The organism is Streptosporangium sp. NPDC000396 (assembly GCF_042898655.1).
In the GTDB taxonomy this organism is placed as follows: domain Bacteria; phylum Actinomycetota; class Actinomycetes; order Streptosporangiales; family Streptosporangiaceae; genus Streptosporangium.
Genome location: NZ_JBIAZA010000028.1, coordinates 94,693 through 113,068, shown reverse-complemented (window position 1 = coordinate 113,068; position 18,376 = coordinate 94,693). Strand labels below are relative to the sequence as shown.

Here is an 18,376-nt window from a genome sequence, read left to right as displayed (position 1 = left end):
GGCCTCGCCCGCCACCTGCCGAACGATCTGACGCGCGGGGACGTCAGGCCACGTCGAGGTAGGCGCTGGGTGGGGCGGACTCCAGCCAGGCGACGAAACCGGTCAGGGCGCGATAGCCCATGGCGAGCTCGAACGCGCTCTGGCCGTTGCGGCACTCCAGCGCTGTCACGCCCTCGATGAACCCGTAGAACTCACCCGGCCCGATCCTGCGGCGCCCGGAAACCACAAGGCCGCGCCTCACGATCACGTGGCGCGGCCTTGGAAGCAGACCTATGAGCGGAATCCAGTTGAGCTGACCATCGGCGTAGCGGGCTACCCCTACTCGCCAACCTCGCTCCCCCGACATGGGGCGCAGGCAACACAGCACCGAGCCCCGGGATCGGGTCAGGATCAGCACGCGAGAGGCGAGAAGGGCGACAAGCAGCGCCATCACGATGAGCACGTCCAGCACCACCATGTTGCCGCCCCCAAAAAACGTACCGCTCAGAAGCAGAATTTATCCGACTTCTTCGCCGGCCGCGCGCAACCGGGCCTTGGCGCGCTTGGCCTCAAGAGCGGCCTCCGCGTCCTCCACGTTGGCATCCATCGAGGCCTGCGCACGCGCAAGCGCGTCCCTGGCCGCGGCGACGTCCACCTCGGAGCCGAGCTCGGCCATCTCGGCCAGGATCGACACCTCGTTGTCGGCCACCGAGAGGAACCCGCCGTGGACCGCGGCGACGAGGTCGGTCTCCTTACCGCCACGCTTGACCGTCAGCACGCCGCCCTCGACCAGGACGCCGAGCACGGGCGCGGCCTGAGGCAGGATGCCGATCTCGCCGTCGATGGTCTTGGCAATCACCATGTCGGCCTCGCCGGACCAGATCTCACGCTCCGGCGAGACGACGCCTACTCGCAGCTTCGCCACTTTCTCTCAGTTCCTTTCGAACCAGGTGCCGGTACGGCTCGCGCCGTACCGGCACCGAAGGCGACTAGCGGGCGAGTTCCTTGGCCTTGGCGATGGCCTGCTCGATGCCGCCCACCATGAAGAACGCCTGCTCGGGCAGGTGGTCGTACTCGCCGGCGCACAGGCCCTTGAAGGAGGCGATCGTCTCGTCCAGCGGCACGAACTCTCCCGGCTGGCCGGTGAACGCCTCGGCGGCGTACATCGGGTGGGAGAGGAACCGCTCGATCCGGCGCGCCCGCTGGACCGTGACCTTGTCCTCTTCGGAGAGCTCGTCGATACCGAGGATGGCGATGATGTCCTGCAGTTCCTTGTACTTCTGCAGGATTCGCTTGGTCTCCTGGGCGACGGCGTAGTGCTCGTCACCGATGATCAGCGGGTCCAGGATCCGCGACGAGGAGTCGAGCGGGTCCACCGCGGGGTAGATGCCCTTCTCCGAGATCGGCCGCGAGAGAACGGTCTGCGCGTCGAGGTGCGCGAACGCGTTGTGCGGGGCCGGGTCGGTGATGTCGTCGGCGGGGACGTAGATCGCCTGCATCGAGGTGATCGAGTGACCGCGGGTCGAGGTGATGCGCTCCTGGAGAACACCCATCTCGTCGGCCAGGGTCGGCTGGTAACCCACCGCGGACGGCATACGGCCGAGCAGGGTGGACACCTCGGAACCGGCCTGGGTGAACCGGAAGATGTTGTCGATGAACAGAAGCACGTCCTGCTTCTGCACGTCACGGAAGTACTCCGCCATGGTGAGGGCGGAGAGCGCGACGCGCAGACGCGTGCCCGGGGGCTCGTCCATCTGGCCGAAGACGAGCGCGGTGTCCTTGAGAACGCCGGCCTCGTCCATCTCCAGCCAGAGGTCGTTACCCTCACGGGTGCGCTCGCCGACGCCCGCGAACACCGAGGTGCCCGAGAACTTCAGCGCGACTCGGCGGATCATCTCCTGGATCAGAACGGTCTTGCCGACACCGGCGCCACCGAACAGACCGATCTTGCCACCCTTCACGTACGGGGTGAGCAGGTCGATGACCTTGATGCCGGTGGGCAGCATCTCGGTGCGCGACTCAAGGGTGTCGAAGGAGGGCGACGGGCGGTGGATGCCCCAGCGCTCGTTCACCTGGAGGGACGACTTCTCCACGTCCAGCGGCTCGCCGAGGGCGTTCCACACGTGGCCCTTGACGATGTCGCCGACCGGCACCGAGATCGGCGCGCCGGTGTCGGCCACCGCCGCACCACGGACCAGGCCGTCGGTGGGCTGCATGGAGATGGCGCGGACCAGGTTGTCACCCAGGTGCTGGGCGACCTCCAGGGTCAGGGTCTTGGTCTCTCCCGCAAGGAGGACGTCGACGGTCAGCGCGTTGAAGATTTCGGGCATCGCCTCGACGGGGAACTCCACGTCGACGACGGGACCGGTGACCCGCGCGACGCGGCCCACGCCGGTCTCAACAGTCTGTGCAGTCATTTCACTCTTTCCCCGCTGCGGCGTCAGCCAGCGCGTTCGCGCCACCGACGATCTCGCTGATTTCCTGGGTGATCTCGGCCTGACGAGCCTGGTTCATCTGCATGGTGAACACGCGGATGAGCTCGTTGGCGTTGTCGGTCGCCGACTTCATGGCTCGGCGGCGCGAGGCCTCCTCGGCGGCCGCCGAGTGGAGCAGCGCGGTGAAGATGCGCGACTCCACATAACGCGGCAGCAGCGAGTCAAGCACGGCCTCCGCACTCGGCTCGAACTCGAAGTACGGCAGGGGCGTGTCCGGCTTCTCGGTGGTCTCCTCGACCTCCAGCGGCAGGATCCGCTTGACCACGACCTCCTGCGTCAGCATCGAGACGAACTCGGTGGAGACGATGTGGATCTCGTCCACCCCGCTCTCGGCCGAGAAGGACTCGATCAGCGCGTCGGCGATCTCCTTGGCGTTGGCGTAGGTGGGCTTGCGGGAGAACCCCGTCCACTGCCCGCCCATCTGCCGTCCGCGGAAGGAGTGCCAGGCGACGCCCTTGCGCCCCGTCACGAAGGGCAGGGGCTCGATGCCCTTGCTCCGCAGCAGGCCGCCGAGCGCCTCCGCCTCACGCAGGATGTTGGCGTTGAAGCCACCGCAGAAGCCGCTGTCGCTGGTGACGATGAGCACGGCCGCCTTGCTGGGCCGCTCCTTCGCCACGGTCAGCGGGTGGTCGACGCTCGCCGTGTTGCTGACGACGCCCGTGACGGCGCGAGTGATCTCACGCTCGTACGGCACGGCCGCCTGCATCCGCAGCTGCGCCTTCACGATGCGCGACGAAGCGATGAGCTCCTGGGCGCGCGTGATCTTCGCCGTGGACTTGACCGACTTGATCCGCCGCCGCAGCAGTCTTAGCTGGGCACCCATCGGTTACTTCTTCTCAGCCGTGCGGACGTGCTTGGTGATCTTCTCCTGGCCGACCTCGCCGGCCTCGAGCGCGGCGACGGGCTCGTCGCTGATCAGCATCTCGCCCGTGGAGGTCTCGAAGGCCTTCTTGAACTCGGTGATGGCGTCCTTGAGAGCCGTCACCGCGTCGTCGGACAGCTCCTTGGTCTCACGGATGCCGTCGAGGATGCCCTTGTTCTTGCGCTCCAGGTAGTCGAGGAACTCCGCCTCGAAGCGGCGGATGTCCTCGACCGGGACGTCGTCGAGCTCACCGGTGGTGCCCGACCAGACCGACACGACCTGCTTCTCCACCGGGAACGGGGCGTACTGGGGCTGCTTGAGCAGCTCGACCAGACGCTGGCCACGCTCCAGCTGGGCGCGGGAGGCCGCGTCCAGGTCGGAGGCGAAGGAGGCGAAGGCCTCCAGGTCACGGTACTGCGACAGGGACAGACGCAGCGTACCGGCGACCTTACGCATCGCCTTGACCTGCGCCGAGCCGCCGACTCGGGAAACGGAGACACCGACGTTGATGGCCGGACGCACACCCGAGTTGAACAGGTCGGTCTCGAGGAAGCACTGGCCGTCGGTGATGGAGATGACGTTGGTCGGGATGAACGCCGAGACGTCGTTACCCTTGGTCTCGATGATCGGCAGACCGGTCATCGAGCCACCGCCCATCTCGTTGGAGAGCTTCGCGCAGCGCTCCAGCAGGCGGGAGTGTAGGTAGAAGACGTCGCCGGGGAACGCCTCACGGCCCGGCGGACGACGCAGCAGCAGCGAGACGGCGCGGTAGGCGTCGGCCTGCTTGGTCAGGTCGTCGAAGACGATGAGAACGTGCTTGCCCTGGTACATCCAGTGCTGGCCGATGGCCGAGCCGGTGTAGGGGGCGAGGTACTTGTAACCGGCCGGGTCGGACGCCGGGGCGGCGACGATGGTGGTGTACTCCATCGCGCCCGCCTCCTCAAGGCGGCCCTTGACCTGGGCGATCGTGGACCCCTTCTGGCCGACCGCGACGTAGACGCAGCGAACCTGCTTGTTGGGGTCGCCGGAGAGCCAGTTCTCCCGCTGGTTGAGGATGGTGTCCACGGCGATGGCGGTCTTGCCGGTGCCACGGTCACCGATGATCAGCTGGCGCTGGCCGCGGCCGATCGGCGTCATGGCGTCGACCGCCTTGAGGCCGGTCTGCAGCGGCTCCTTCACCGGCTGGCGCTGAACCACGGACGGGGCCTGGAGCTCCAGAGGGCGCAGGCCCTCGGACTCGATCGGGCCCCTGCCGTCCATCGGAACGCCCAGCGGGTCGACCACGCGACCGAGGAAGTTGTCGCCGACCGGCACGGACAGGACCTCGCCCGTCCGGCGGACCGACTGGCCCTCCTCGATCTTGCTGAAGTCACCCAGAATAACGACACCGATCTCCCGGACGTCCAGGTTCAGTGCCAGGCCACGCGTGCCGTCCTCGAACTCGAGCAGCTCGTTCGCCATCGCCGAGGGCAGGCCGGAGACATGGGCGATACCGTCGCCGCAGTCGACGACGGTCCCGATCTCCTCGCGCGCGGCACCTTCCGGCTCGTACGCCTGGACGAAGCGCTCAAGTGCGTCCCGGATCTCGTCCGGCCGGATCGTAAGCTCCGCCATCTCTTTTCAGTCTCCCTATTCGCCTAGCCGGCCAACCGGCGGCGGACTTCTTCGATTCGTCCCGCGACAGTGGTGTCGATGAGGTCGTCCCCGATGTGAACCGAGAACCCTCCGAGCACTCGCGGATCCACCTCGACGTTCAGATGAACGTCGCGGCCGTATGAGGTGCGCAGCCACGTGGCGAGACGTTGCTTCTGCTCCTCGGAGAACTCGACGGCACTGCGCACCACCGCGACAAGGCGCTGCCGCTGGGCGGCGACCAGGTTGCCGAACTCCTCCAGTCCTCTGTCCAGGCTACGTCCTCGTGGATGTACCACAAGCTGCGTAATCAGACGAAGGGTGCTGGGGGCGACCTTGCCGCCGAGCAGGGAGCCGAGCAGCTCCCGCTTGGCCTGCTCGGGAGCGCTCGGGCTGGTCAGCGTCCGGTACAGCTCCAGGTTCGAGGCGACGATGCGCCCGAACCGGAACAGCTCGTCCTCGACGTCGTCGAGCTTGCCCTGCCCCTCGGCCTCGGCCGCGGCCGCGATGACGCCGAGACGCTCAAGGGCGTCGGTCAGGTCACCGGACCGTCCCCACTTCGCGGACACCGCCGCGACGACCGTCTCCAGCGCGGCGTTGCTCACCTTGCCCTCCAGCAGCACCTGGATGGCTTGCGCCTTCTGGGCCGCCGGGCGGGCGGGGTCGGACAGGGAACGGCGGAGCCCGTGCTCACGGTCGAGCAGGTCGGCGACCGCGAAAAGCTCGTCGGCCAGCGAGCCGAGGTCCGCGCTTCCCGCCACGGCGTTGAAGCGCTCTTCGACCTCGGCCAGCGAAGCCCTGCTCAGGCCTCTCATCAGCGAACCGCCGCCCTGCTCGACTCAAGCTCCTCAAGGAACCGGTCGACGGTGCGACGCTGACGCGCCTCGTCCTCGAGGGACTCACCGACGATGCGGCCGGCCAGTTCGACCGACAGGCGGCCGATCTCAGTGCGGAGCTGGGCGAACGCCTGCTGGCGGTCGGCCTCGATCTGGGCGTGGGCGGCCTCGATGAGGCGGCGAGCCTCTGCCTGAGCCTCGTCGCGGAGCTCGGCCTTGATCTGCGCGCCCTGCTCACGAGCCTCTTCACGCAGGCGGGAAGCCTCGTGACGAGCCTCGGCGAGCTGGTCCTTGTACTGCCTGAGAGTCTGCTGTGCTTCTTCCTGCGCGTCCGCGGCCCGCTTCAGGCCACCTTCGATGGCGTCGACACGCTCGGCCAGAACCTTCTGGATACGGGGAACCAGGAGACGACCGACGAAGAACAGGACAACCAGGAACGCGAATCCACCGATGACCATCTCCCCCACGTCTGGGAGGAGTGGGTTCTTCGCTTCCTCTGCCGCTAGCAGAATCATAAGTGCTGCCTTCCGTCAGGGCGGGTCGCGTATCAGCCTTGGAAGGCGAACGCGAGCGCGATACCGATCAGCGCGAGCGCCTCGGCGAAGACGAAGCCCAGGATCATGTTCTGGCGGATCAAACCGTAGGCCTCGGGCTGGCGGGCGATAGCCTGCACACCCTGACCGAAGATGATGCCGATACCAACGCCGGGGCCGATCGCGGCAAGGCCGTAACCGATCGAACCGAGGTCACCGGTCACTTCGGCGAGCAGAGGCAGAGCGCTCATTACTTGGGTTCCTTTTCTATCGACCAGTGGGAGTCCACCGGGGCTTGTGGTGGCGGTGGGGCGAAAGTCTCAGTGCGCGGCGTGCAGCGCGTCGTTGATGAACATCGCGGCCAGCAGTGCGAACACGTAGGCCTGCAGCGCCTGGATGAACAGCTCGAAGGCGGTGAGCAGGATCGTCATGATGACCCCGAGCAGACCGATCGGCGCACCGAGCGGGGTCAGCTGGACGAACAGGAAGTGCCAGCCGACTTCGGAGAACAGCGCGACGATCAGGTGACCGGCCATCATCGTGGCGAACAGTCGCACCGCGTGCGTGATGTGGCGCAGGAAGAAGGTCGAGATGAGCTCGATCGGCGCGACCAGGAAGTAGATCCACGTCGGCAGGCCGGGCGGGAACATCACGTTCTTGAAGAAGCCGACGGGCCCCTGGTGCTTGATTCCCAGGTACATCACCAGCACCCAGATGCCGACCGACAGGACCGCGGGGTAGCCGATCCGCGACATCACGGGGAACTGGATGAAGATGACGGAACCGAACAGGTTCATGATCCACACGAAGAGGAACAAGCTGAACAGCAGCGGCATCCAGCGGTCGCTGTCCTTGCCCAGGTTCGGCCGGGCGATCTGCTCGCGGACGAACTCGTAGGCGAGCTCACCGATGTTCTGGATGTTCTTCGGCACCAGCTTCGGCCTGGAGAACGCGGCATAGGCGAGCGCGATGACCAGCAGCACGGCGGTCAGCGCGAGCAGAGCCGGCTTGTTGAACCAGGCTTGACCTTCGACGAGCGGCGGCCAGTCGAATAGGCCGAGCCCCGGGGCTTCGAACTCCTCGGAGGCGAGAGGCGTCAGCGCGGCGCTCACTCGGCGTTCCCTTCGTCGTGATGGTTGATCAAAAAGTCACCCGGCGGCCACACCTTGGAGGGGACGGCCGGATGGAGACTGCGAAGAGGGCGAGGAAGCCAGGACTCGTTGGCTCCGACAGACGTTCCCCTGCCTTGTTTATCGCGCACGCGACAATAGCAGGCGTGACTGTGACTAGTCATATCGAGCCAGCCTCGAGAGATTTCCCCCCAGGTGCCCGGCGACCGGTCGGTGCCCCGTCTGTCAAGGCGAGTGTAGGGGACGGCTGGAAAAGAGTGCGACGTGTCATCCCTTCTTCTCCTCAAGAAGTCCGGGGACCTTGACGTCGGGGTCGACGTAGAGCATGCGGAGCCGCATGAAGCCACGCGCCTCGCCGATGGTCCAGCAGATCGTGCAGATGATGACGGTCACGCTGAACGCTCTCGGGCTCCACACCGTGGCGTCCTCGAAGTATTTCAGCGTCACAGCCAGCACGAGGATCTTCGCGAAGTAACTGCCCAGCGCCGCGGCCATCATCATCGTGGGCGAGATCCGCGCCGCGTAGGCGACCGCGATCAGGCTGATGGTGAAGAAAGCCCCCACGACGAGAACACCGATACCCGCCCCCAGAGCACCCTTGGTGCCCGCGAGGAACGCGGCGGCGACGACAGCGATCAGACCGACCAGGGCCGTGGGAAGCGCGGCCGCCTTGAGGATTCGGAGATCGTTGTCCTGCATCAGGGCTCCAAGTGCGGTTATCAAGCGAGCGATTGCTAGGGAACAGGTCCCGTTCACGGAAACTTCCTGCTAGTGAAAGCTATCACAAGCTCAGCGAAGCCCGCCTTTACCTGCCGTTTCAAGTAAATGATCATGGTCGCTCAATGGGCACACCCGGCGCCGCCGGCCACCGTACACCTGGATCGCGACTCGCCATTCGGATTCACGACTCCGCCGGCGGCCACGGCGGGCCGCCACCCCCGCGGACCGGCGACGGAACCCCCGCCGGGCAACCGAGCATACGACCTTCCGGACCCCGGCACCCGCAATCAATTTCATCGGTTCATTTAGTTGCCAAAAAGGAACTATTTTCTTTTGATTTCATTTGTGAGCCACGTCACATTGAAATGAACTTCACTCGATTAATTCACGCATGCAATAGTCGAATCGCCTGGGCAAAATGGCAAAAAAGCAAGACAAGAAGGGATTCACCATGCAGAATCACGACCTCGCGCCGGATTTCGCCGCGGACTTCGAGCTCTTCGCCCGTGAGCTGTCCGGCGACGAGATGGAGGCCGGTCGCTCGTTCGGTTCCTCCCTGAGCTCCGCCTTCACGTTCTCCACCGGCACGTGCAGCAGCGCGAGCTCCGTCTCCACCGCCGGCTCGTCCGCCAGCGGCTGAGCTTAAGGACTAGGAAGAGGGGAGGTCCCAGTCCGATGCCGCGCTCCAACGCCGCATCCGGTTTGGCGGATGACGCGCAACTGGCCTGGGATCTCCCAGTCGCCTTCGCCCCACCCGTGGAGATCGTTTCCGGAGACAGTTCCGGCGTACTGCTGTACCGGAAGGACACCGGACGATATTTCCAGCTCGGCCGCAGCTCGCGATTGTTCATCCCGCACCTGCAGGAGGGCGTCACCCCCGAATATCTGGTCCGGAAGGTCTCCGACCTATTCCAGGTCCAGGAGCCCGTCGCGGCCCACACGGTCGCGAGATTTCTTTCGGAGATCCGCGGGATGGGCCTGCTGAACGTCCCGCCCATGGAGAAAGGCCGGCGTGGCAGGGCCTCCCGGGTCTTGGCGGACATACCCATGCGGCGGCTCGTCCTCGTACGTGACACCTCTCCGCCGGCGGCCTCTGGCAGGCCCGCGACGCCCCGGAGCCTGACGCGAATCATCGCGGGGACGTCCGTATTCGTGGTCGCCCTGCTGGCTGCCGGTGTGGCCGCGCTGGCGGCGATCCGGCTGCTCGACGTCAGGGCCCTCGGGAGCACCTCGATCGTGATCCCGCTCGTCCTGCTGCTCCACCTGACACTGCACGAGGCGAGCCACTGGCTGGCCTGCCGGTACTACGGCGTCACGGTTCCCGAGGCCGGGATCGCCTTCTGGTTCGGGATCCTGCCCAGACCCTACGTCGACCGTTCCCACGCCTACCGGCTTGCCCGCCGTACGCCGCTGGTCGTCATCACGACGTCGGGGATCGTCGTCGACGCGCTGAACGCCGGCATAGCCGGAACACTGGCCTTCGCCACAGACGATCCCGCGCTCCGCGCGACCGCCGCGGCGGTCGCGTACACCCTTCTGATGACCCTCGCGAACGACGTCAACCCCTTGCTGCCCAGTGACGGGTTACACGCGATCGAGGCGGCTACCGGCCATCACTCGTTCCGCCGCAGGGCCATCCAGTACCTGCTCACGCTTGCTCTCCGGCTTCCTCCCTCGCATCACCACGAGTTCGCCAGCCGCCGGCTCCGTCTGCTCTATCTCGGCTACGGCGTCCTGGCACTCGCCTATCTGGCCGTCGTGGCCCTGCTCGTCGTTCGTTTCATCGCATCGATCGGGGGATGAGAATGCGAATCCGTCAATCCGCCGCCATCGCGCCCTTCGTTCTCGTGCGCTTCTCCGGATGCGCGGCAACCGGGCCGCACAAGCTCCGGGCAAGCCGGGCGGTGGCCGCGCTCGACGAACTGCGGGAGTGTCGGCTCCGGCTGGAGGAGCTCACGGACCCGCTGACCGACGCGCTGCACGAACTCGTGCCCGCCCTGCCCGCCGGGGAACGCCGTGCCGCGATAAGCCTCCGGCGGGACGTGCACAACGGCCGCATCCCGCGAACCCCCGAGGACATGCGAAACCGGATAGCGACCCGGCTCGCTCCGGACGTGCGGCAGGCGCTGGCACGCTGGCTGGCGTTCCTGGAGCGGTCCGAGGCGGCCATGGCGGCCTACACGGAGATCTTCGAAGCGGAACTCGCCGAGGCCGAGGCCGAGCTGATCGAGCAGGCCGGCACGGACGAGATGATCAAGGCCCTCTCCCTTGTCTCGCCGGAGGTGACGGCCGCCGTCCTGCGGGGAGATCTGGCCCGCGCGGGGACCAAGACGAGGCGGAAACTGTTACGCACGCTCTTCAACTACTTCGTGCGGGCGACGGTCAAGACGAGTCCCCTCGGCTGGTTCAGCCCGGTGGCGGTGTGCTCGATCGGCGGCGAAGACCTCGGAGGCAGCGCCGGGGGAGGTTCCTACCAGACGGTCGCGACCCTGCCCCAGGCCCTCTATCTCCGGCTCCTCCAGCGTTTCTGCGCGCACGAGTCCGCCGGCCGCCACCTGCGGTTCCACCCCGCCCGGCGGCTTGACAGCACCCGCATGCTGCGTGCCGCGTACTCCCACACGCGGACCAACAGCTTCTTCTGGCGCGAGGATTTCCTGACGGACATGACCGTCCATCGCGACCAGGCACGCGCGGTGCCCCACGGCATGTCCGGTGAACACGTGCTCGCCGCGCTTCGCGGGGAGGATCCGGGGGCGTCCTGGTCGCGGGTGGCCCGGCTGACCGACTCGGGACTCCTCCGCCTGGAGGCGGCGTGGGATCAGGGTGAGTACGACGCCCACCACTCGATGCTGACGCTGGCCGAACTGCCCGGCGTGAAAGACGCGATGGGGCCGGAAGTGGCCCACGCGCTGCGCGGCATCCGCAACGACATGCTCGAGCTGTCCGAGGCCGAGCCTCGGCTGCGCGCGGCCCTCGCCTCCCGGATCACGCGTCAGGCCAGAAAACTCGACGAGGCCACGGCGACGGCCACGGCGCCCCGGGTTCCCGATCTGGCCGTGCGGGAGGACGTCGTCAGGAACGACCCGCTCCCCGCACTGCCACGATGGGTCGACGACGCGCTCTCCGGATACGGACGGCGGCTGTCGGCCCATATGAGAGTCCTGCCGCAGTACGCGAGCATGCTCGGGTTCTGGCGGCAACACGTCGCGCCCGTCCATGACTCTCTCCCGCTGCCGGCGTTCCTCGCCCTCTACATGACCACGCCCGGCCCGCATCTGCGGCGCAACATCGACATCCGGCTGTCCGACGGCCCGGTCCTCGACATCGGCCCGGGCCCCTCGACGCTCCGGCCTGCCTTCGCGGTCCTGTTCCAGCTCGCCACCCTGGAGAACCAGGAACGGGTGATCGTCCTGAACCAGCTCATGGACGGTGCCGGAGGCGTGACCGCCCGCTTCCGCAAGCTGCTGGCCTCCCGGCTCCTCGAAGATCCGCTCCAGACGTGGCTCGACCATCTGACGCCGGAGGGCTCGCGGCCCCTGGAACTCACGGTGGCCTCGGACTGGAACCCCGTCCAGGCGCGCTGCGTGGGCCGTGTCCGCGCGCTCGACCTGGGCGGCGGGCTGGTCCCCTCGGGAGAGCCGGTGTCGCTGGACCAGCTGCGGATCCGGCTGGAGGAGCACTCGGGGACATTGGTCGTGGAGGACGAGCAGGGCCCCGTCGTTCCCTTCTACTCCGGGCTCGTTCCCCGCCACATACTGAACGGGCCCGCCAACGTACTGTCCACTATCGCCAGCCCGTGGTACTGCTCGGTTCCCGAGGCGCCGGGAACCGCCTCGCTGTTGCTTCGCCTTGAGCGGCCCACCGGAGTCGTGCACAAACCTCGCGAACGCGCCGGCGCGGTGATCACTCGAAGAGCTCACTGGATGGTGAGCGCGGAGGAACTGCTGGCCGAGGTGAAAGCACCCACCCCTGCCCTGACCTTCGCGGCCTATCGTGACTGGGCTCGGGCCCACGGGCTCGCGGACGAGCTCTTCGTACGCCGGGGAACCACGGAGCCCGACCTGTTCGCCAAGTCCCGCAAGCCGCTCTGGCTGTCCGGCACCGTGCCCATCTCGGTCTCGGGCCTGCTCGACTCGCTCTCCGCAGAGGAGATCCTCATCATGGAGGAAGCCCTCCCCCGGCTCGGGGAGAACTCACCCGTGATCGACGGACACCCGCGCACGACGGAGTACATCGCCCATCTGAGCTGGGACGGGTGCTGACCATGAATTCCTGGCTCTACTGTGCGATATATCCCGGCGCCTTCGATCGGCTGGACAGCGTGATCCAGGAGCTCGTGGCAGGGACACGCGGCCTGATCGAGACCGGACCCGAACGGAACCGCTGGTTCTTCCTTCGGTTCTTCGACGTCGGCGGCCCGCATGTCAGGCTGCGCGTCCAGGGACCGGCCCGGCTTCTGGACGACGTCTACACCGACCTCGTCAACCGCTTTCCCGGCTTCCTGCGCGATGTCCAGGCCGATCCGGGTGCCCCGGTCGTGTCCGTGCCCGGGACACCACTCATGGACTACTGGGAGGCCGTCGACGTCCGGCTCTACGAGCCCGAGCTACGCCGGTACGGAGGCGTCGAAGGAGTCCGGGCGGCCGAAGGCAACTTCACGATCTCCAGTGAGATCGCGTTACGGGCGGTCAGCGCGAACCTCGACTACCTCCAACGCCAAGCCCTCGCGGCGCTGACGATGGAGAGCGCCGTACGGCACTGCCTGCCCGGCGCCGGCGAGCAGTTCTGGGCCAAGTACTTCTGGTACTGGACCGGCAGGGACGAGCCTTTCGCGCCCGAGGCCCGAGCCGCCGCGGCCTCGTCGACCGCCCGGCTCGAACCCGTTCTCGGCGCCGCCCGGAGCACTCTCCCGCCGCATCTCGTGCAGGACGCCGAGGAGTACGGCAGGGCGATCCGGGCGACCGCCTCCGACGCGATCGCCGGCGGGATTCCGCTCACCGCCTGGCAGTGGGTCTTCCACCTACTGCACCTGCACAACAACCGGCTGGGAATCGTGCCGGGTGACGAAGCCGTACTCGCCGCCCTGCTGGGCGGAACACCGAAGGAGGATGCCGATGCGGGTGAGCACCGATCCGGTGGCCGGCCCACCGCCGCCCACCACTGAGGCCGCCGCACTACGGCGGCTGGATCCGCTCATCGACGGCCGCGGCGGCCTGATCAACCTGGTCACGCGGATCCCGGTGCCCACCGGGCGGCAGCGCTTTCCGGTGTGTACCGCGGCCATGGGCAACCCCGGGTCGCTCCTGCCGGGCGTGGCGGATATGCCCAGCCGCATGTCATGGGCCTCTCTGGACGGCGCGGGCAGCGGGTTCGCCGAGGAGACCGCCAAGCTGACCGCCACGGTCGAGGCGATCGAGCGCTATTCCAGCTGTCTGTGGGACCCGGAGCAGTTCCTGTGGGCCAGCGCGCGCTCTCTCGGTGACGAAGCACTGGACCTCGAGCGCATCCCGCGATGTTCCGAGTCCGAACTGGCCGCTCCCGCATGCCCGATCCTGGCTCCCGACCCGGACGCGCCGATTCGCTGGGTACGCGGCGTGGACCTGGCCAGCGGAGAGCCACGATGGCTGCCCGCGGTCATGGTCTACCTCCACATTCCCTTCGTGAGCCGTGGTGAGCGGTTCTGGCTGCCCATCTCCACGGGAACCGCGGCGCACTTCGACTACGACAGAGCCCTGCTCGGCGCCGTGCTCGAATGCGTCGAGCGGGACAGCATCGCGCTCACCTGGCTGCAGCGGCTGGCACTGCCGAAGATCGAGATCGACGTCTCCGATCCGACCCTGGACCGGGCGCTGGAGATCTCCTCCGCGTCCGGCCTCAGGACGCTGTTCTTCGACGCGACGACCGACCTGGGCATCCCGACGGTCTACAGCGTGGACATCGATCCGCAGTCGACGAGGGTGCGCACCTACGTGATGTGCTCCACGGAGCTCGACCCGGGGCGGGCCGTGGCCAAGGTGATGCGGGAATCGTCCTCCGGACGACTGTCCATGCAGTACCAGAAGCCCAACGACAAGCCGCTGGACGACTACATCGAGGTGTTCGACGGCGCGGTCCACATGGCGATGGCGGAACGTGAACACGCGTTCGATTTCCTTCTGAACTCCCCGCACCGGCGCCGACTCTCCGACATGATCCCGGCACTGCCGGACTCCCCCGCCGAGCGCCTGTCGTGGGTGGTGCGGAAGCTTCAGGACGCCGGGTGCACGGTCTACGCCGTGGACATCACCTCCGACGAGGCCAGGTCGACAGGTCTGCGCGTGGTACGGGTCATCGTCCCCGAACTCGTCCCGCTGAGCTTCTCCTACCGGGCCCGTTTCCTGGGCACTCCCCGGCTCTACGCGGCCCCCGAGCGCATGGGCCTGCCGGTGCGCGCGGAATCCGACATCAATCCGTGGCCGCAGCCCTTCGCCTGATCAGTCCGGAGAAAGAAATGAACACGACACATGTCATCGCCATCGGGCCTTTCGCGGCCGACGTGGCCGCGGTGCTCCAGCGGCGGGGGGTGGACGACGAACCGACCCTCTTCGCCCAGGGGCACGGCGTGGTGACCAGTCTCCTGCCCCCGGCGGACGCCTACGTCCTCGTGACCTCGCGGCACGACTCGAAGCTGGTGGTGGAAGTCGGCGACCTGATCGGGAAGTGGGGTGCGTCCTTCGTCCCCGTGGTGCACGAGACACGCCGGCTCAGAGCCGGTCCCCTCTCCCTTCCCGGAGGGACCGGAGCCTGTGTCGAGTGTTTCGAGCGCCGGACCATACAGCATTCGACCATCGGCGGCGCCCTGTCCGACCTGCACGCCTTCTACGCGAGGGACCCTGCGGGCCCCGGCGGCCACCTTCCTTCCCAGGTACTGATGGCCGCCGGGCTGGCGCAGTGGGGGCTGGCCACGCTGCGCGGCGGCTTGGGAGCCCACGGCGCCTATCGGGCCGCGAACATGACGAAATCCCAGTTCACGCAGGGGCGGACGGTGGGGGTGCACGGGTGCCCCCACTGCTATCCCCTCTCGAGGGGGATCTCGCGACGGGATCGCTCGTGGCGCGGACTCACCGACCATCTCGCCGCGGGCGCCGGACCGAAGAAGGACACGTGAACACCGAAAGCACCATGGACTCTCGGCGTATCGCCGCCGCCATCGCCCGCGACCCGCAGCTGTCGCTTCCGGACCACCTCAAGGTCGTGGACGGCCTTGTGATCGCGGAGGTGCGCAAGGGCGAGCTCCTCGTCGAGGGCATCGCCAAACCGCAGCTCTTCACCGGCCGGCACGTCGAGTTCGTACATCGGCTGCTTCCCCTCCTGGACGGGCGGCGGTCCACGGCGGAGATAGCCGGGTTACTCGGCCTCCCCTCAGTGGAGACCGTCACGACGGCGCTCTCGCTGCTCTACTCCTGCGGCATGCTGGAATCGGGCCCGGCTCCCGAGGAGACCCACGCGCTGGAGCACACTCCCGTACCCCCGCACGTGCTGAGCTATCTGAGCAGAAATGTGGACTCCACCCGGAATAACCCCTCCGGCGTGCACGCCGCCCTGAAACTGGCACGGCAGCCGGTCGTGGTGGCCGGCCCTCCCTCCACACTGCGGTCGACACTGGTGCGGTCGCTCGCCGAATGCGGCGTGGCATCGACGCGGGAGGAGGAGGCGCCGCCCGCCCCCATCTCCCTGCCGTCCGCTCCGATCGCCGTCGTGATCGACGACGGCACGCTGGACCTGGAGCAGGTCCCCGCCTTCGATGCCTCGGTGCGGGCGAACGGCGGACGCTGGTTCCTGGTTTCCCTGACCGGACCGGGTGCCGTGATCAGCCCTCTCTTCGAGAACGGCTGGTCCGGCTGCCTGTCGTGCTACCGCGCGCAGCGCCCGCTGGAGCGATCGGAGCAGGCAACGACGCTCCACCCCTGGCAGGAGGACTTTCTGGCAGGCGTGCTGGGTAACGAGGTGTGCCGCCTGGCCACCGGGGTGCAGCCCGTCTACGACGAGTCGGCGATCACCGTCCTCGACTTCGACGCCTGGACGACCGAGATCGAGACGTCCGTCCAGCTCCCGGGCTGCCAGGCCTGCCTGCCCGGCACCGAACCGATCGAGAACGAAAACCTGATCGTGGTCGCCTTCGAGCAGGAGGCCACGCAGCCCCCCCGGCGCTACATCCCGGCCAACGCGCACCAGAACCACTACAGCACCTCGAACGTCGAACTCCAGTTTCTGGACCGGCCGCGTGACTGGCAACCGGTCGACGCCGTCGGCGAGGCCGGCGTGGAGCTGACGACGCTGCTGGAGCACTCCTTCGGCGTCCGTGAGCTCATCCCCGCGACATCGTCGCGGGCGGCCACCCGCCGCCGCTGGGCCCCCACCGGTGGCAACATGGGCTCCCCGACCGCCTATCTGATACCCCCGGCATCCAACCGGGTGGGGCTCGAACCGGTGGCGCACGTATACGACCCGTCGGCCAACCTCCTGCTGCGGAGCCGGACCACCGTGTCCGCCGAACAGCTCGCCGGCATCGTCCCGGGAGCCGGGGCTCAGGCGGACGCCGTCCTGGTCCTGGTCGGTGACTGCTTCAAGCTCATGGAGAAATACCAGGGATTCGGGTACCGGATCATCAACCTGGACGCGGGCGTCGCCACCTGGCATCTGGCGTTCCAGGCCGCCCACCTCGGATGGACGATCACGGCGTTCGCGGAATGGGACGACGGCCGCCTAGTCGACCTCCTCGACCTCGACATCCAGCAAACACCCATCACCGCGGTGCTCGCGCTCCGCCGTACGAGCATGGACCCCGGACGAGAGGACGCCTCCCATGACTAGCCAGGTCTCCGGCTACCGGTCGAAGGAGATCGTGAAGGACCTCATCCGGCGGTCACATCTCGCGGGCGGGACCAGCCGGGCGCCGGAACGGAACCCCCCTGCCGCAGAAGCCTCAGGACACCTCCTACCCCTGGCGAGCACGCCCACGGTCGACCCGATGACCGTCCTGGCTCTGCGCCAGTCCACGCGGTTCTACCGCCCGGACGGCATCGACCAGGCGACGATGGCGGGCGTCCTCCAGGCGCCGTCCTCGGCGCGGGCGGCTCTCGGCACGGCGGCGACCGTTCCGCACGTCCAGATCCTGGCCGCCGCCTACAGGGTGGAGGGACTGCGGCCCGGACTCTACGACGTGGACTCCGCCGGGACGCGGGTCTCCTTCCTCCTCGAGCTTCCCCCCGCCCGCGAGTGGCTGCTGCAGGACGAGTTCGCCGACGCGGCCCTCGTGACCGTGGTCACCTGCGACCTTCCCGCCGTCGCGGCGGCCGGCGCCCATGCCCACAGGCTGGTCATGCACCAGGCCGGAGTGGCCGCGCACAGCATGTGGCTGGCCGCGGGCGGGCGCGGGCTCTCCGGATCCATATTCGGCGGGCTGGTTCCCTGGGGTATGCCGCTGACCGGCTTCCAGCCGGGAGGCACCCGGAGCCCGCTTCTGGCGTTCGCCTGCGGCTTCCCCATGTCCGATCCGGCGATCAGCCCTTGGGGAACAGCGGGCGGGTGGACGGGAGATTCCTAGAACTGTGGACTCCACGGTTGTCACATCACGCGGACGGCCGGGATCGGCCCCGGAGCGGACCCTCGGAGACACCGGCGGAGGTGGCGCGGGCCGGTGGCCGGCTCTCGCCTCCCCGGAAGTCGTTGTCCCGCATCCCCAGGCTTACATCCCGGCCGTCCCCGGGTTCAGTCGGCGCCGACCCGGCCGGCTCCGTCACGGCGCTGCTCCAGGCCGTTCTCACCCCGTGAGGACGGTCCCCGCGAGATCGCCAGCAACGCGGCCGTGTGCCGTTCGAATGCCTCCAGGCCCGGCTCCGTTATGGAAAGCCACGTGCGCGGGCGTCTTCCCACGTATCCCTTCTGGACGTGAATGTATCCGGCGGCCTCCAGCGATGACATGTGCTTCGACAGCACGGCCGCGCTGATGCCGACCGCATTGCAGATCTTCCCGAACTCGAACTGGCTGTTCCTGGACAAGATGGCGATGACCGAGAGCCGAATGGGCGGATGAATCACGCCATCAAGCTCCATTCGAGGATGTACGGCCGAACCATTCATCAGAAAGTCCTACTTTCCCCCGAACTGCGCGGGCAGGTTCTTGAGCGCGATCGCCAGGTCTGATCCC

Annotated in this window: 19 protein-coding genes; 8 read left to right on the top strand and 11 right to left on the bottom strand. The window is 67.6% G+C overall.

Annotation, left to right across the window (positions count from 1 at the left end; all coding sequences use genetic code 11):
* Positions 1–43 precede the first annotated feature (43 nt).
* From ACFY2X_RS35540 to ACFY2X_RS35495, 10 genes are all read right to left on the bottom strand, one after another.
* A complete protein-coding gene (locus ACFY2X_RS35540; RefSeq protein ID WP_389947303.1) occupies positions 44–457 on the bottom strand; it encodes a DUF2550 domain-containing protein in 414 nt (137 codons plus the stop codon).
* Between the two features lie 39 nt (positions 458–496).
* The gene (locus ACFY2X_RS35535; protein WP_389947302.1) at positions 497–904 is read right to left on the bottom strand and encodes a F0F1 ATP synthase subunit epsilon; all 408 of its coding nucleotides are present in this window, start codon (positions 902–904) and stop codon (positions 497–499) included.
* Positions 905–968: 64 nt separating this feature from the next.
* Positions 969–2,396 carry a F0F1 ATP synthase subunit beta gene (gene atpD / locus ACFY2X_RS35530; RefSeq protein ID WP_389947300.1) on the bottom strand — a complete coding sequence of 476 codons (1,428 nt, stop codon included), beginning with the start codon at positions 2,394–2,396 and terminating at the stop codon, positions 969–971.
* A 1-nt stretch (position 2,397) separates the two neighbouring features.
* Complete coding sequence (locus ACFY2X_RS35525) at positions 2,398–3,297, bottom strand: F0F1 ATP synthase subunit gamma (protein ID WP_389947298.1); 900 nt, start codon at positions 3,295–3,297, stop codon at positions 2,398–2,400.
* Positions 3,298–3,300: 3 nt separating this feature from the next.
* Entirely contained in the window at positions 3,301–4,950 is a 1,650-nt protein-coding gene (gene atpA, locus ACFY2X_RS35520; protein ID WP_389947296.1) for a F0F1 ATP synthase subunit alpha, read from the bottom strand.
* A 23-nt stretch (positions 4,951–4,973) separates the two neighbouring features.
* Positions 4,974–5,783 (bottom strand): F0F1 ATP synthase subunit delta, encoded by an 810-nt coding sequence (locus tag ACFY2X_RS35515; RefSeq protein WP_389947294.1) that lies wholly within the window; start codon positions 5,781–5,783, stop codon positions 4,974–4,976.
* Positions 5,783–6,319 (bottom strand): F0F1 ATP synthase subunit B, encoded by a 537-nt coding sequence (locus ACFY2X_RS35510; RefSeq protein ID WP_389947292.1) that lies wholly within the window; start codon positions 6,317–6,319, stop codon positions 5,783–5,785. Before ACFY2X_RS35510 ends, ACFY2X_RS35515 begins: the two co-directional genes overlap by 1 nt.
* Before the next feature lie 32 nt (positions 6,320–6,351).
* Positions 6,352–6,588, bottom strand: a complete 237-nt coding sequence (gene atpE, locus ACFY2X_RS35505) for an ATP synthase F0 subunit C (RefSeq protein ID WP_389947290.1) — start codon at positions 6,586–6,588, stop codon at positions 6,352–6,354.
* 69 nt (positions 6,589–6,657) lie between these two features.
* Positions 6,658–7,449, bottom strand: a complete 792-nt coding sequence (atpB, locus tag ACFY2X_RS35500; RefSeq protein WP_389947288.1) for a F0F1 ATP synthase subunit A — start codon at positions 7,447–7,449, stop codon at positions 6,658–6,660.
* A gap of 285 nt (positions 7,450–7,734) precedes the next feature.
* Entirely contained in the window at positions 7,735–8,166 is a 432-nt protein-coding gene (locus ACFY2X_RS35495) for a hypothetical protein (protein ID WP_389947286.1), read from the bottom strand.
* Between the two features lie 472 nt (positions 8,167–8,638).
* On the opposite strand from ACFY2X_RS35495, the gene ACFY2X_RS35490 reads away from it, so the two are divergent.
* Genes ACFY2X_RS35490 through ACFY2X_RS35455 form a run of 8 tightly spaced genes read left to right on the top strand, consistent with a single transcriptional unit; the run spans position 8,639 to position 17,773 of the window.
* Positions 8,639–8,827 (top strand): hypothetical protein, encoded by a 189-nt coding sequence (locus ACFY2X_RS35490; protein ID WP_389947284.1) that lies wholly within the window; start codon positions 8,639–8,641, stop codon positions 8,825–8,827.
* 35 nt (positions 8,828–8,862) lie between these two features.
* The gene (locus ACFY2X_RS35485; RefSeq protein WP_389947282.1) at positions 8,863–9,990 is read left to right on the top strand and encodes a hypothetical protein; all 1,128 of its coding nucleotides are present in this window, start codon (positions 8,863–8,865) and stop codon (positions 9,988–9,990) included.
* Positions 9,987–12,449 (top strand): hypothetical protein, encoded by a 2,463-nt coding sequence (locus tag ACFY2X_RS35480; protein WP_389947280.1) that lies wholly within the window; start codon positions 9,987–9,989, stop codon positions 12,447–12,449. Before ACFY2X_RS35485 ends, ACFY2X_RS35480 begins: the two co-directional genes overlap by 4 nt.
* Before the next feature lie 2 nt (positions 12,450–12,451).
* Positions 12,452–13,351, top strand: coding sequence for a thiopeptide-type bacteriocin biosynthesis protein (locus ACFY2X_RS35475; RefSeq protein ID WP_389947278.1), 900 nt, complete (start codon positions 12,452–12,454; stop codon positions 13,349–13,351).
* Complete coding sequence (locus tag ACFY2X_RS35470) at positions 13,302–14,660, top strand: YcaO-like family protein (RefSeq protein ID WP_389947276.1); 1,359 nt, start codon at positions 13,302–13,304, stop codon at positions 14,658–14,660. Before ACFY2X_RS35475 ends, ACFY2X_RS35470 begins: the two co-directional genes overlap by 50 nt.
* Before the next feature lie 17 nt (positions 14,661–14,677).
* On the top strand, positions 14,678–15,334 hold the full coding sequence (locus ACFY2X_RS35465) for a hypothetical protein (protein ID WP_389947274.1): 657 nt from the start codon (positions 14,678–14,680) through the stop codon (positions 15,332–15,334).
* Positions 15,331–17,040 carry a hypothetical protein gene (locus ACFY2X_RS35460; RefSeq protein WP_389947272.1) on the top strand — a complete coding sequence of 570 codons (1,710 nt, stop codon included), beginning with the start codon at positions 15,331–15,333 and terminating at the stop codon, positions 17,038–17,040. Before ACFY2X_RS35465 ends, ACFY2X_RS35460 begins: the two co-directional genes overlap by 4 nt.
* Positions 17,033–17,773 (top strand): hypothetical protein, encoded by a 741-nt coding sequence (locus tag ACFY2X_RS35455; RefSeq protein WP_389947270.1) that lies wholly within the window; start codon positions 17,033–17,035, stop codon positions 17,771–17,773. The genes ACFY2X_RS35460 and ACFY2X_RS35455 overlap by 8 nt, the downstream gene beginning before the upstream one ends.
* A 164-nt stretch (positions 17,774–17,937) precedes the next feature.
* Here the strand turns inward: ACFY2X_RS35455 and ACFY2X_RS35450 are convergent, their stop codons facing one another.
* Positions 17,938–18,267 (bottom strand): winged helix-turn-helix domain-containing protein, encoded by a 330-nt coding sequence (locus ACFY2X_RS35450; RefSeq protein ID WP_389947268.1) that lies wholly within the window; start codon positions 18,265–18,267, stop codon positions 17,938–17,940.
* Between the last annotated feature and the right edge of the window lie 109 nt (positions 18,268–18,376).